12 protein-coding genes, 1 pseudogene and 1 riboswitch are annotated in these 13,947 nt (G+C 61.8%); of the genes and pseudogenes, 6 read left to right on the top strand and 7 right to left on the bottom strand.

From position 1 onward, the window contains the following. Window positions 1-119 precede the first annotated feature (119 nt). Window positions 120-740: pseudogene (locus tag BLX42_RS26995) on the top strand (SDR family NAD(P)-dependent oxidoreductase); the annotation flags it as partial. Further along, entirely contained in the window at window positions 735-1,844 is a 1,110-nt protein-coding gene (locus BLX42_RS27000) for an SMP-30/gluconolactonase/LRE family protein (protein ID WP_371316877.1), read from the top strand. The pseudogene BLX42_RS26995 and the gene BLX42_RS27000, both read left to right, overlap by 6 nt. Here the strand turns inward: BLX42_RS27000 and BLX42_RS23040 are convergent. The 3 genes from BLX42_RS23040 to BLX42_RS23050 all read right to left on the bottom strand — a co-directional run bounded on the left by BLX42_RS23040 (window position 1,834) and on the right by BLX42_RS23050 (window position 6,035). Beyond that, window positions 1,834-2,784, bottom strand: a complete 951-nt coding sequence (locus tag BLX42_RS23040) for a site-specific integrase (RefSeq protein ID WP_161872739.1) — start codon at window positions 2,782-2,784, stop codon at window positions 1,834-1,836. The two genes, BLX42_RS27000 and BLX42_RS23040, sit on opposite strands and share 11 nt — an antisense overlap. Window positions 2,785-2,847: 63 nt before the next feature. Beyond that, the gene (locus tag BLX42_RS23045; RefSeq protein WP_161872740.1) at window positions 2,848-3,720 is read right to left on the bottom strand and encodes a phosphate/phosphite/phosphonate ABC transporter substrate-binding protein; all 873 of its coding nucleotides are present in this window, start codon (window positions 3,718-3,720) and stop codon (window positions 2,848-2,850) included. Beyond that, on the bottom strand, window positions 3,708-6,035 hold the full coding sequence (locus BLX42_RS23050) for an EAL domain-containing protein (protein WP_161872741.1): 2,328 nt from the start codon (window positions 6,033-6,035) through the stop codon (window positions 3,708-3,710). The genes BLX42_RS23045 and BLX42_RS23050 overlap by 13 nt, the downstream gene beginning before the upstream one ends. Before the next feature lie 205 nt (window positions 6,036-6,240). Then, window positions 6,241-6,354, top strand: a riboswitch (TPP riboswitch). A 78-nt stretch (window positions 6,355-6,432) separates the two neighbouring features. On the opposite strand from BLX42_RS23050, the gene BLX42_RS23055 reads away from it, so the two are divergent. The 3 genes from BLX42_RS23055 (at window position 6,433) to BLX42_RS23065 (ending at window position 9,705) form a co-directional block, all read left to right on the top strand. Next, window positions 6,433-7,080, top strand: coding sequence for a TenA family protein (locus BLX42_RS23055; protein ID WP_161872742.1), 648 nt, complete (start codon window positions 6,433-6,435; stop codon window positions 7,078-7,080). Between the two features lie 2 nt (window positions 7,081-7,082). Continuing rightward, the gene (tenA, locus tag BLX42_RS23060) at window positions 7,083-7,742 is read left to right on the top strand and encodes a thiaminase II (protein WP_046786182.1); all 660 of its coding nucleotides are present in this window, start codon (window positions 7,083-7,085) and stop codon (window positions 7,740-7,742) included. Between the two features lie 214 nt (window positions 7,743-7,956). Further along, window positions 7,957-9,705, top strand: coding sequence for a BCCT family transporter (locus tag BLX42_RS23065; protein WP_115274773.1), 1,749 nt, complete (start codon window positions 7,957-7,959; stop codon window positions 9,703-9,705). A 23-nt stretch (window positions 9,706-9,728) separates the two neighbouring features. On the opposite strand, the gene BLX42_RS23070 is transcribed toward BLX42_RS23065, so the two are convergent. The 3 genes from BLX42_RS23070 to BLX42_RS23080 all read right to left on the bottom strand — a co-directional run bounded on the left by BLX42_RS23070 (window position 9,729) and on the right by BLX42_RS23080 (window position 12,344). Then, window positions 9,729-10,679: an ornithine cyclodeaminase family protein gene (locus BLX42_RS23070; protein ID WP_161872743.1), complete on the bottom strand. Its 951-nt coding sequence runs from the start codon at window positions 10,677-10,679 to the stop codon at window positions 9,729-9,731. Then, a complete protein-coding gene (locus tag BLX42_RS23075; RefSeq protein ID WP_223255109.1) occupies window positions 10,676-11,668 on the bottom strand; it encodes a threonine/serine dehydratase in 993 nt (330 codons plus the stop codon). Before BLX42_RS23075 ends, BLX42_RS23070 begins: the two co-directional genes overlap by 4 nt. A 61-nt stretch (window positions 11,669-11,729) precedes the next feature. Beyond that, the gene (locus tag BLX42_RS23080) at window positions 11,730-12,344 is read right to left on the bottom strand and encodes a transcriptional regulator (protein WP_046786185.1); all 615 of its coding nucleotides are present in this window, start codon (window positions 12,342-12,344) and stop codon (window positions 11,730-11,732) included. A 279-nt stretch (window positions 12,345-12,623) separates the two neighbouring features. Here BLX42_RS23080 and BLX42_RS23085 point away from each other — a divergent pair, with 279 nt between their 5' ends. Continuing rightward, a complete protein-coding gene (locus BLX42_RS23085; RefSeq protein ID WP_161872744.1) occupies window positions 12,624-13,592 on the top strand; it encodes a DNA-binding protein in 969 nt (322 codons plus the stop codon). A 90-nt stretch (window positions 13,593-13,682) separates the two neighbouring features. Here the strand turns inward: BLX42_RS23085 and BLX42_RS23090 are convergent, their stop codons facing one another. Beyond that, window positions 13,683-13,934 (bottom strand): hypothetical protein, encoded by a 252-nt coding sequence (locus BLX42_RS23090; RefSeq protein WP_046786187.1) that lies wholly within the window; start codon window positions 13,932-13,934, stop codon window positions 13,683-13,685. Window positions 13,935-13,947 lie beyond the last annotated feature (13 nt).

The raw sequence follows: 13,947 nt of genomic DNA on the forward strand, positions 1-13,947 counted from the left end.
ATCGGAAGGTGGCGGGTCTCAGGTGATATCCAGCAGATATCAAAGTTGCATGCTTTTAATATTAAGTCATTGATTTTTTTATTGTTATCGTAAAAAAGGAGAATCGGAAGGGCTCTACAATGCCAAGCACAGACCCATTCAAAGATAAAGTCGCCATCGTCACCGGTGCCGCCCAGGGCCTGGGCCTGGATTACGCCATGGCGCTGGCCGCGCGGGGAGCGCGGGTAGTCATCAGCGACCTGGGCACTGACCGCTCGGGCGAAGGTCAGAACCCGGCGGCGGTCAGCGTCGCACTCGAAACCCTGCGGGGCCAGGGTTTCGATGTGGTCGCTCATGTCGGCCACCTGGAAAACGAAGAAGAATGCCGCGAACTGGTGGAACTGGCCATCGCGCATTTCGGCGCGCTGGATATTCTCATCCACAACGCCGGTTGGGTCGATTACCAAGGCATCGAGACACAGGAACAGGCGTTTCTCGATCGCGCACTGGGCATCAGCGTGCACGCCCCGGTGTGGCTCGCCAAGCATGCCTGGAAGCACCTCAAGCAAGCCGAGGCACCACGCATAGTCCTCACCACCTCGGACCGCGCCATGTATCAACGCTATGCCCAGCCAGGCCTGGTCGCCTACTCGGCGGGCAAGATGGCCCAGGTGGGCATCATGAACGCCTTGAGCATGGAAGGGCTGGAACACGGCATCCTGGTCAATGCGGTCTCGCCGGTGGCCAAAACCCGGATGTGGGGCGTGACCCAGCCGCCGGAAGAGCTCAAGCCGCAATGGGTGACACCAGGTGTTCTGTACCTGGCCAGCCCGCTTTGCCGGGATACCGGGTACATCCTGCGTGCCAGCAATGGCCAGTTCACCGCCACGCGTTTCAGCGAGAACAGCGGGGTGAGCTACCCGCGTGACCTGGCGCGGGTAGAGGCTTCCAGCCTGGGCGAAGTGGCCGAACGCTGGAGCCTCATCAAGGAATGTCACTACGTGCCGACCAAGGTCGCCAACACCCGTGCCGACCTGGGTGAAAGCCCTGTGTGGGATGCGCGCACGGGCGCGTTGTATTTCGTCGATATCACCGGCGGGCGGATTCACCGGCTGCTACCGGATGGCGAGGTCGAGAACCTCTATGAATCCGCTGCACGTATCGGTGCCTTGGCACTGACCGACCAGGGCAACCTGATCTTCACCGAAGATGCCAGCGTTGCCATTCTGGATATGTCGTCTTGCAAGGTGCGCCAGTACTCGGCGCCGGTGCATCACCGCCCGAGTTACCGCTTCAACGACGGTACCTGCGACCCGCAGGGGCGCTTCGTCACCGGGCTGATGGATGAGGGGCCAAGTGGCAAGACCGGTGCGCTGCTGCGTTTCGACGGCGAACTGCACGATGTGGTGATCCATGACGGCATGGCGCTGCCCAATGGCATTGCTTGGTCGGCCGATGGCCAGACCGTGTTCTTCGTCGACTCCGCTGCACGCTCGATCTACCGCGCCGAGTATCTGCCCGAAGGGCGCCTGGAGCAGGTCAGCCTGTTCGCCGAGACGCCTGCCGAACTGGGGCGCCCTGACGGTATCGCGCTGGATCGTGAAGGCGGGTTATGGGTGTGTCAGTTCAATGGCAGCTGCCTGCTGCGCTATGACCGCGACGGCCATTTGACCGAACAGGTGGTGATGCCGGTGCCGCGCCCTACCAGTTGCTGTTTCGGTGGCGATGGTATGAGTACGCTGTACATCACCACCGCACGGGTCGGCATGTCGCCGACTGAACTGCGCCACTACCCGGACGCTGGCGACCTGTATGCGATTCGCCCGGAAGTGGGCGGCATTCCCCGCTATGCGTTCAAGGAATGAGCACTTGCCCCTGGCTGGCCGGTAATACGGCCAGCTCGCCAAAACGCTGAGCCGAGTCGATATAGCGCAACGCCGATTTGGCATCCTTCCAGCCCACGTAACTCATCAGCGACTTCAACTCCCAGCCGTTGGCCGTGGCCCAGGTGGCAAAACCGCGGCGCAGGGAGTGGCCGGTGTACAGCGCCGCCGGCACGCCGGCCCGTTCGAGCATGCGCCGCAACAGGCCGACCAGGCTGTTGCTGTTGAGCGCTGTGTCGCTCAGGTTGCCCCAGCGGTCGAGCTTGCGAAACACCGGGCCGTGGGCAATGCCCGCCACTTCGAGCCACTGCAGGTAGGCTGCGACCGGGCACAGCGCCTTGAGTGCCGGGGTGCGGTGCTGTACGCCGAGCGCTTCACGGTCACCTTTGCTGCGCGGCAGGAACAGGCTGATACCCACGCCGGCTTCGGCCTTGATGTGCTCCACGCGCAGGCGCGCCAGTTCGTCACCGCGAAACCCACGCCAGAAGCCCAGCAGCAACAGTGCAGTGTCACGCCGGGCGCGGCGCAGTGCTGGCAGGTCATGCTGCTCGTGGGCCAGCCTGGCCTCTTCTTCAAAATGCTCGACAGCCGTCTGCAAGTGCTGCAACAGCAGCGGTGCGGCCTGTTTCGGCGGCGTCGGGTGCAAGGTGCGGATACCGCGCAGTACCTGGCGTACCAGCGGTGCCTTGGTCGGGTCGGGAAAACCTTGGCTGATGTGCCATTGGCTGAGGGCCGCAAGGCGCTGGCGCAGGGTGCTGACCGCATGCTGCCCGGCGTGATCGGCCAGGTAGCGGGCAATGCTGTCGGCAGTGGCCGGGAGAAACCCGCCCCAGTGGGCTTCGAAATGCTCGATGGCAGCCTGATAACTGCGCCGGGTGTTGTCACGGGTGGCGGCGCGGACGTAGCGCTCGATGTCGGTCATGTGAGGGGGTGTCAGCGTGTGTTGCCGACACAATAAACCCTAATGACTGATCTGTCCTCTGACTCAGCGCGGTATCGCGGCATCCATCATCTGGCGCAGCGGCGCGTACTGGGCCTGGCTCACCGGCACCAGCCCACTGGCACCCTGGGCGGTAACGAAGGCCGCCAGGGCTTCGGGGTCATCCAGCATCGCCTTGCGGATTCGGCTTTTCAGGGCCGGGCACAGGCGGGCCCTGAACACGTATGGGTCGTAGTAGATCGGCTGCGACCGCCACTGCACCGTGAGCCTGTCTGGTGCCAACCCATGCCGGGCCAGATAGGCATCGGCCCGCTCGCTTGCAACGAACGCGGCATCGACACGGCCCTGCAGCAACGCGTCCAGCGCTTTGTCATGAGTACCGGCATACACCAGCGAGCCAAAGAACTGTTGCAATGGCGCCCCCACCTGGCCTGCAAATTCGACGCTGGGCACCAGGCTGCCTGAGGTGCTGGCCGGGTCGCTGAGGGCCACGCGCTTGCCCCGCAAAGGCTCGATCCCCTCAAGGCTGCCGGCGCGGGTCAGCAGCAGTGCCTGGTAATGGCTGCCTGCAGCGGTGTAAGGCCCGCCACTCAAGGTGAAGGTGGCAAAGGGTTCTATACGTGGGTCGCGGCGTTGGGCAAGCAAATAGGACGCAGGACCGAGGCGGGCGATGTCGGCACCGCCGGAAACGATGGCATCGACCACGCTTTCGTAGGACGCGGCGATCACCAGTTCCACCGGCACCCCCGCTGCGTGGCTCAGTCGTTGCAGCAACACTTGATGCTCGCGCATCATGTCTTCGCTGCTTTTGATCGGAATGACGGCCAGGCGCAAGCTGTGGGGCGTACAGTCGGCCAGCACGCTGGTTGCCAGCAACTGGGCAAACAACAGGCCGGCGAGGGCCGTCAGAGCACGCATGGCTTTTCCTCCCTGTTGTTGAAGGGTGGGTAGTCGCGCAGTTGGGCCGGCGACAACGGTCGGCTGAAGTGGTAGCCCTGGGCGATATCGCAGCCGGCGAGTTTCAGGCACACCACCTGTTCGCGGGTTTCTACGCCTTCTGCGACAACCTCCAGGCCCAAGCGCTTGGCCAGAATGATGGTTGATGAGACGAACGGGCTGTCGTCGTAGCTGTTGGACAACGGTGCGATCAGCGAGCGGTCTATCTTGAGCTTGCTCAGTGGCAGTGATTGCAGGTGAGCGAAGCCGGCGTAGCCGCGGCCAAAATCGTCAAGGCTGATGCCCAGACCTGCTGCGCGCAAACGGTGCAGGTGACCGACAGCAGTTCCTTCAGGGTCGAGAATGGTGGTCTCGGTTATCTCCAGCTCCAATTGTTGCGGGGCGATGCCGTAGAGCTTCAGCTTGGCCAGCAGGCGGGTACTGAAATCGGCTTGGCGCAACTGCAATGCCGACACATTCACCGCAAGGCGGTTATCGCGACCGTGAGCATCCCAGCGCGCCAGTTCTTCGCAGGCCAGGCGCAATACTTCCCAGCCCAGTTCGATGATGAAGCCACTGCGCTCGGCCAGGTCTATGAAACGGTCCGGGTAGAGCAGGCCGAATTCCGGGTGCTCCCAGCGTACCAAGGCTTCGTACCCCAGCACGCGCTGGGTATCCAGGCGAATCTGCGGCTGGTAGTGCAGCACGAACTGGCGCTCGGTCAAGGCGCAGCCAAAAGCCTGTTCCAGGGCAAAGGCCTGGATGTCGGAGAGGTTCAACGATGGGTCGAAGAAGCGGTACTGGGCGCGCCCGGCCTGCTTGGCCGAATACATGGCCGCATCGGCACAGCGGATCAGGCTGTCGATGTCCTGACCGTCGCGCGGGCAGATGCTGACGCCCACGCTGGGGCTGGTATTGACTTCCTGGCCATCGAGGGCGTAGGTAGCCGACAGTTTCAGCACCAGTTCGCGTACCCAAACATTGATCTGCTCCTCGCTGCGCTCACCGGCCAGCAGCACCACGAATTCGTCTCCCCCGAAGCGCGAGGCCTCATCACCAGGCTCAAGCAGGCGCTGGATGCGCCCGGCCACGGCCTGCAGCAGCAAGTCGCCGATCTTGTGGCCGAGCGAATCGTTGATCGACTTGAAACGGTCCATGTCGATGAACAGGATCGCCATCAGCCGGCGCTTGCCACGTTGGTGGGTCAGTGCAAGGCCTGCTATTTCGACGAACTGGCGGCGGTTATGCAACCCGCTGAGATGGTCGGTGGCGGCTGCATGGCTGCTACGCCGGTGTTCGTCTTCCAGGCGCCCGATCAGTTGCTGGTTGACCTGTTGTGCGTGCTCAAGGGCACTGAAGGCTTCCTGGCGCTTGCGCAGCAGGCGCAAGGTCCAGGCCAGGCTGGCAAGGATCATCAGGGTCATGCTCAGGTTCAGCCAGAACTGGCGCGAATACGCCAGGGCAGAGGCCGCGAGGATTTCGTCGATGCGCTGGCTGACGATGATGCTGAAACCGCGCTCGTCGATACGGCGGTAAAGGCTCTGATACGAGTGGCCTGCGGCAAATTGCACCAGCCGGCCCGTCTCGCTGCCCGGTGCTGGCAGGCCGGGTTCGAAATCGTCGCCGGCCACGACCACACCGCTGGTATCGATACGCAAGCGTTCCTGGCCATCGTCCTGCTGCAGGCGCATCAGCCCGGTATCGCCCAGGTCGATGTGCTGGAACAGCACGGCGAGATAGCCAATGTCGAGCTGCACTACCAGAATGTTGTCGATTTCTCGGCCTGGTACATTGGGCAGCGGCAAGAGGAAGGGCAGGCGCCAGCTCGGCATGGCGGGCGGGGTGAAGCCCGGTTCGACGCGTGGCAGGAAGGGTTTGAAGCCGTAATGCGCGACGTGCAGCTTCAGCTGCTGCAACCACTCTTCCGGCAGGTGGGGAGCTTCATCGGTATGGCTCGCCGACAACAATTGACCGTGCCTGTCATACAGGCTCATCCGTTTGAATACCGGGTCTTCGGCCAGCACCCGGGCCAGGCTCAGGCTGCCTTGGCGCATCATTTTCATGTCGTCCTGGGTGACACGGCCTACGGCCTGGGCACGATCGACCAGTTGGCGCAGGCTTTCAGCGACAATGTTGGCGAGGTTCTGGTGCTCGGCCGCCTTGGCCGTCAGCGCATCCTGGCGTGCGGCGGTCTTCTGGCTGAAGTGCAACCCCCAGAGAAAGGTCAGGGTGGCTGCGCAGAGCATCAGGATCAAAAGGCGCAGAAGGCCTGCTGACGAGAGAAAACGGCGTATCACGACTGGTATTCCCGACCCTGGGTGAAGCCCGAAAATACGACAGTAAAATGACAGGCTAATGACTGGTGGCTATTGGCCTCTATGATTTTCCCTGTTGCGCGTTGGCGTTTGCAGCCAAGCCATCCGGCCTGACTGTGCGAGCCAGAATGGCTCCAGCCCAGGCGTTTTGCCTCGTGACAATGCCCTTGAAGGTGCGGTATACCTGCTCACCACCAAGGGGAGCCCGGCAACGGGCTGAGAAACCGCTGGCATTGCAGCGCGGTGACCCTTAGAACCTGATCCGGATCATGCCGGCGAAGGGATGGGACTGCCGACCTGCCTTTTTGCCGGCCTCACTGCGAGGCCGCTCCATGCCCCACCGTAACGGCCTCGCTGTCACCCTATGGAGTGCAGCATCATGACCGAACGTTTTTCCCAAACTTTGCGCCGCCAGAACGAGGCGACCTGGTCGGCTGCAGTCGGCCACCGCTTCGTCACTGAACTGTGCAACGGCAGTGTGGCGGACCCGGTCATGGTCCGCTACCTGGTACAGGACCACCGTTTTCTCGACAGCTTCCTGACCTTGCTCGGCGCCGCCATCGCCACTGCCGATACCTTCGAGGCACGCCTGCGTTTCGGCCGTTTTGCCGGGATGATCAGTAGCGATGAAAACACCTATTTCCTGCGTGCCTTCCAGGCGCTGGATGTAAGCCCGCAGCAGCGCGCCGAACCCAAGGACACCGTGCCGACCGCAGGCTTCAAGGCCATCCTGCGCGAAGCCGCAGCGACCCGTTCCTATGCGGCGGCGCTGGCAGTGCTCAACGTTGCCGAAGGCCTGTATCTGGATTGGGCGCTGAAGGCACCAAAACCAATGCCGGACAACTTCGTCCACGCCGAGTGGATCACCCTGCATGACAACGCGGCATTCCAGGACTTCGTCGCCTTCCTCCAGGCCGAACTGGACCGCGTCGGCCCGCAGGAGCCGGCACTGGCCAGTGACTTCTACCAGCGCACCGTGGCGCTTGAGCTGGCCTTCTTCGACGCCATCTACGATCAGGAGGCCTGAGCATGGATATCTTCGAGCGCCTGAAGGCCGCCACTGCGCCCCAGTGGTCGAGCTATGTAGACCACGCCTTCGTTCGGCAGATGGGTGAGGGCACTTTGAGCGAAGACGCGTTCCGGACTTACCTGGTGCAGGACTACCTGTTCCTCATCCAGTTCGCCCGTGCCTGGGCGCTTGCCGCTTATAAAAGCAGGCTGCCGGCCGACATCCGCGCGGCTCAGGCTGGCCTGGCTGCCATCCTCGACGAAACCGAACTGCACCTGCGCCTGTGCGCCCGCTGGGGGTTGTCGCAGGCCGATATCGAGGCCGCGCCGGAGCACCAGGCCACGGTCGCCTACACCCGTTACGTGCTTGATTGCGGCGCCGCCGGTGACCTGCTCGAACTGCATGTGGCGTTGGCGCCCTGCGTGATCGGCTACGCCGAAATCGGCCGCACGCTGGCTGCGCACATCGGTGACCTGAGTGATCACCCTTACCGTGAGTGGATTGGCGAATACGCCGGCGAGGGTTACCAGAGCGTGGCATCCGCAGCACGCAAGCACCTTGATGAACTGGCAGCGCGCAGCATGACCGAGCAACGGTTCGTGGAACTGGCGGCAATTTTTGGCCAGGCTTCGCGGCTGGAGGCCGACTTCTGGCAGATGGGGCTGGATGGGGCTGCCTGAGCCAATTCAGGTTTTGTGCCGGTTCAATCGGGGCCGGCACAATGTGACCGGCAGGTCGTTCAGAGGATGTGCCAGGACGGTCCTGGAATAGGGGCTACTGTTTCGGTCACAGGATAATCACGGGGCCTTCAGCGCGGCCGCCCCGGTTATTGCGCAGGCATCGCTAGCAATTACAACAACAAAAGCCTGCAGCAAAACTGAAAAGGGCCCATCGATGGCAACGCAAGAGAACGTTGAAACACCGCCGCTCGGCGTCACCGACCCGTCCAAGACTGCTGAGGCCAGGCAGGACCGCCACCTTGAAGGCAAGCTCGACTGGGCGGTGTTCGGCGTCACCAGCCTGCTGGCGATCGCCTTCATCACCTGGGGTGTTGTCAACCAAGCCAGCCTCGCCGCGAGCGCTACCTCTGCGCAATCCTGGGTCATCGTCAACTTCGGCTGGTTTTTCGTCCTGACCTCTACCGTGTTCGTCATCTTCGTGCTGTGGCTGGCTGCCAGCCGCTACGGCAGAATCCCGCTGGGGCGCGACGGCGAAGCACCGGAATTTCGCACGGTCTCCTGGGTTGCCATGATGTTCAGCGCGGGCATGGGCATCGGCCTGATGTTCTTCGGCGTCGCCGAACCGCTGTCACACTACGTTTCACCACCGCCCGGCACTGCCGCTGGCCAATCCGATGAGGCACTGCAGGTGGCGATGGCGACCACGCTGTTCCACTGGTCGCTGCACCCTTGGGCGATGTACGCCATCGTCGGCCTGGCAATCGCTTATGGCACGTTCCGCCGTGGCCGCTCGCAGTTGATTTCCACCGCGTTCCGGCCCTTGATCGGCAAGCATGCCAACGGCCCTGTCGGGCGGGTGATCGACATGATGGCCATCTTCGCCACCCTGTTCGGTTCAGCGGCTTCGCTGGGGCTCGGCGCCCTGCAGATTGCGGGTGGGCTGGAATACAACGGCTGGATCGATCACCCGGGCAAGCTGTTCTACATCGCCATCATCACCTTGCTGACCATTGCCTTCGTCGCTTCGGCCGTGTCCGGCATCGGCAAAGGTATTCAGTGGCTGTCCAATACCAACATGGTGCTGGCCTTGGCACTGGCGCTGTTCGTCTTCCTGGTAGGGCCGACGCTGTTGATGCTCAACCTGTTGCCAACATCGATCGGGGTCTACATCAAGTTACTGCCCGAGATGATGGCGCGTACCAGCGCCAGTGGCGGTGATGCGATGGACAGCTGGCTGGCCGGCTGGACCGTGTTCTACTGGGCATGGTGGATTTCCTGGACGCCCTTTGTCGGCATGTTCATCGCTCGCATCAGCCGCGGGCGCAGCATCCGCCAGTTCGTCAGCGGTGTGTTGCTGGTGCCAGGCCTGGTCAGCCTGGTGTGGTTCAGCGTTTTCGGCGGCGCCGGCATCGATGCACTGCGCGAAGGCAGCTTCGCTCTCATCGACGGTGCAGTGAACAGCAACCATGCCCTGTATCAGTTGCTCGACAGCTACCCCTGGGCTTGGGCCACTTCGGTGCTGGTCATGATCCTGGTGGCAATTTTCTTCGTCTCTGGGGCAGATGCGGCATCGCTGGTGATGGGTACCTTGTCCGAACACGGCACCACGCAACCGTCCCGCGCGACAGTGATTTTCTGGGGGGCACTGACCGGCACCGTCGCGGCCATCATGCTCGCGCTGGGTGACCCCGGTAACCCCGGGGAGGCGCTTACAGGCCTGCAGAACCTGACCATCGTCGTGGCCTTGCCGTTTGTGGTGATCATGGTGCTGCTGTGCCTGGCGCTGTACCGTGACCTGCGCAAGGACCCTATGATGCTACGCCACCTGCGCGGCAGCGAGCTGATCGAAAAGGCGGTGCTGTACGGCGCCGTCAAGCACGGCGAGGAGTTCTACATCGTGGTGCAAGAGAAGAAATCCTCGCTCAAGCCGGCCTCCAGGAAGGCCCAGGTGACGGAGCCATGATTGACCGGGATCGGCTACGTACGTCAACCCGCGGTGAGGGACGCCAACACGCAGCTTGAGATCTGCGCGTCCTGCACGGCGACCCCGGTCAGGTCGGCCAGCGTGATCTGTTCGTCATGCTCACGGCCGGTGGCGCGGCCCTCAAGCAGGGCACCAAGCTCGGCCAGTTGCTGCTCCTTGATCAGGCCGGCCTTCAGCGCATGGGAGACTTCGCCGTACTGGCTGCACTGGTAGAGGGAGTCGACGATGATAAGGTCGGCCCGTGCAACCAGCGCGGGGTCGAGCTCCTGCTTGCCAGGCGCATCGGCGCCAACGGCGGTGATATGGGTGCCAGGTTGCAGCCATTCACGCTGCAACAGCGGCTCACGTGAAGGTGTTGCGCAGACGATCAGGTTGGCGGCGCGTGCAACCTCTTCGGCGTTACGCGTTACCCGCACCTCATAACCCAGGCCGTTGGCGAAGGCTTTGTAGGCAGCCAGTTCAGCATCACCGCGCCCCCACACCACCACGCTGCGGCAGGGGGTGACTGCACCCAGTTGCTCCAGCTGCATGCGCGCCTGGGTGCCGGTGCCCAGAATACCAATCGCTTTCACGGTGGCAGGGGCCAGCAGGCGGGCGGCGATGCGCCCGGCCAGCGCAGTGCGGATGCAGGTCAGCCAGCCCTCATCCTGCAACAAGGCAAGGGGTTGCCCGGTACTGGCCGAGGCCACCAGCATCAAGCCATCGTTGCTTGGCAGCCCCTTTGATGGATTGTCGTAAAAGCCGGTCGACAGCTTCACCGTGAACGTGTCGCTACCCTCGACATGCGCTGACTTGATACAGCAGTCACCGTTGGCCTGGGGGAAAGCGAATGCCTGTACCGGTGGCACCTGGACCTTGCCTTGGGAGAACGCGATGAAACCTTGCTCCAGGCATTGCACTGCCAGCTCCATATCGAGCCGGGCGGTGATCTGTTGCTTGCTGAACACTTTCATTGAACAGCCTCGAGGAATTTATCGAGCACGATGTTGCGACCGCAAATGACGACCGCGACGCGCTTGCCGCGGTATGCCTTGGCCATCTTCTGCATGCCGGCCACCGCCACACCGGCAGCACCCTCGATGATCCAGCGCTCATGGTTGGCGACATCGCGCATCGCCGCCTTTATCTCTTCTTCGCTGACCAGCACGGTGCGCGACAGCAGCGTCTGGCAAAGGGGGAAGGTGATGCAGCCTGGCTCGACCCCACCGGCTGTACCGTCGGAGATCGTGTCTTGCTCTTGCATGTCGATGATTTCCCCGGCTTCGAGCGAGCGCTGCAGGGTAGGGGCATTCGCCGGCCAGCAGCCAATGATTTCGATGCCCGGGTTGAGAGCCCGCAGTGCCGCGCCGATACCCGAAACCATGCCGCCGCCGCCGACCGCCACGAACACTGCGTCCAGGTCCGGTGCCTGTTCAAAGAGCTCCATCCCGATGGTGCCTTGGCCGGCGATCACTTCAAGGTCGTTGTAAGGCGATACAAAAGGCTTGCCTTGGAGGGCAGCCTGGCGCGCCGCTTCCAGTTCCACACCCAAAGGGTCCAGGTCGAGGCTTACCACTTCGGCGCCGAGCGCGCGAATTGCACCCAGCTTGTAGGCAGACGCCGAAGTGGTGGTGTAAACGGTGACTGGCACTCCCATCACCTTGCCAGCAAGCGCAAGCGCTTGCCCATGGTTGCCGGAGGAGGCCGTGATGACGCCCAGTTTGCGCTGCTCGGCTGGCAGCAGGCGAAGCTTGTTACTGGCACCGCGGAATTTGAACGAACCTGTGTGTTGCAGGTGCTCGCATTTCAGATACACGCTGCATTCGGTCATTGCCGAAAGCCCGACGCTGAAATTGAGCGGGGTGACATTCACCTCAGGGCGCAGTGCCTGGTGTGCATCAGCGATCGCTTGGTAGAGGGAAGACAGGTTCGTGGCATCGGCAGGCATCGTGGCAGTGTCCATTCGTGGATTTGCGTTCCACAATAGACTCAATATCCATAAACGACAAGCGCTGACCATTCATTCAGGCGGGGTGGTCCCTCAGTTCCTTGAGGTACTTGTAAACAGTCGCTCGGCCCATGCTCAGCACATTGGCGACATAGTCCGCCCCGCTGCGCCCCTCGAATGCCCCTTCGGTATGCAGCGCCTCCACCAACGCGCGCTTTTCTTTCATCTTCAGCGTTCGCAGCGACAAGTTGCGCTCCTTCAGCCAAGCGTGCAGGAAGGTATTGATGCGTTCCTGCCAGTCATCCTTGAACAGCGCATCGGGCTGCGGCACCAGGCGGCTTATCTGGAAAAACGCATCCAGCGCCTCGCGTGCCTGTTCCAGTACCGAGAAATTCAGGTTGATGCAAAGCAGGTGTTCGGCTTCACCGTTCTGGTTGTAAAGCACCGTGGTAATGGAGCGGATCTTTTGGCCGTTCCAGTTGAGCTTTTCGTAAGGGCCGAGCTTGGCGGCGTTGCGAAAATCGCCCAGCTCCAGGTCCAGTGCCGAGTCATCGCCAATCTTGCGTTTGGAAAAATTATTGGCGATGTGCACGACCGTCTGACTTTGTACCTCGTGGACGATCACTTCGGCGTGGGGGAAGAGCAGCAGCGCGATGCTGTCGGCGATTGCCTTGTAGTTTTCGATGTTCATCTTGAGCCGGGCGTGGGTACTTGATTTGGCAGATAGCCGTTTTGTCCATGGTGGACTCAAGCGCTATCCAACTTCAAGGCACCTTCAGGAATCACGTTTCAGCACCTTTCGTACTGCCAGTTCAGCGCCAGCCCACTTAAAACCCGCTTCGCACTCCCTCTCATGCGATAAGCCGTGATTATTACACCTTAGAAATACCTTGAATCAGCGTCTAAAAAAAGACAAAATTCATACGTAAATACATGGTACGTACCATGATACGAAATAGTAGGAGCAATCATGGCCCGGGGCGGCATAAACAAGGCGGTAGTGCAGCAGGCAAGGCAAGTGCTGATAGCCCGGGGCGAGTACCCCAGCATCGATGCTGTACGTATCGAGCTGGGCAATACGGGCTCCAAAACCACCATTCATCGTTACCTGAAAGAGCTGGAAGGCCAAAAGCCTGCGGCGCTTCAAGGCGCGCCGGCACTGAGCGATACACTGGCCAAGCTGGTCGCGCAGCTGGCAGAGCAGCTTCAGGAAGAGGCCGATGCGCGTATCGAACAAATTGAAGCGACCTTCAAAGAGCAACAGGAGCAGCTCCAGAGCCAGCTGCAACTGGCTCAGCAGGCGTTGGCCGCAGCGCATCAGCAACAGCAGATCCAGGCCGCAGCGCTGGCCGCCGAGTCGGAGCGGCTCAGTGCCACCCAGAGCACGCTGCAAGCCGAGCAATTGCGGGGCGCCAGCCTGAACCAGTCGCTGGGTGAACTGCAGCTGCGTTTGGCCGACAAGGACGAACAGGTGCGCTCGCTTGAAGAAAAACATCAGCATGCAAGGGATGCTCTGGAGCATTACCGAAGCGCCAGCCGCGAGCAGCGCGAGCAGGACCTGCGTCGCCATGAGGCACAGGTGCAACAGTTGCAGCTCGAACTGCGCCAGCTTCAACAAGGCATGATCGTCAAGCAGGATGAACTGACGCGCCTGCATCGGGACAACGAACGATTGCTTGGCGAGCACCGCCAGGCCAGCAGCGAGCGCAAGGCGCTGGACGAATTGCTGGAGCAGCGTGATACGCAGATCCAGGGCTTGCGCACGATCCTGGCGCAAGCGCAGGGGGCCAGTGACGAAATGCGCAGGCAATTGCAGGCGCAGGGCCAAAGCCTGGAAGACAAACGTGCGCTTTGTGCAGAGCAGGGCAGGCAATTGCAGTTTCTGGAAGAGGAGCTGCTCAGGCGCGATGAAGCGCTGAAGGTGCTTCGGGAGGGTTAAACCACACGCTAAAAGAAGCGTTGCGGGTTTCGGCAAGCCGGCTCCCGCAACGCACGCTCAAAGGATCGAAAGAGGGGGCGCTAGAGTTGGTTAGCCTTCCACCCGCTTGGCAGCCTCGACACCCGCAGCAGAAAGCTTGATCGGATAGCTGACGCTGAACTGCTGGTTACTGTCGACCGTTACGCTGCCATCGTGGATCAGGCCATGTTCCTGCAGCGTCTTGAGTGCATCGGCAACGGCATTTTCACCGCGGTAATTGTCCAGCACTTCCTTGCCCAAGCCCTGTGGGTGGGCGTGCAGCAGACGCGTCAGTATTTCGCTACGCAAAGTATCGTTAGTCATGTGTGTCCTCCGA

The sequence above is a fragment of the Pseudomonas sp. SG-MS2 genome (assembly GCF_009933855.1).
GTDB classification, from domain to species: domain Bacteria; phylum Pseudomonadota; class Gammaproteobacteria; order Pseudomonadales; family Pseudomonadaceae; genus Aquipseudomonas; species Aquipseudomonas putida_E.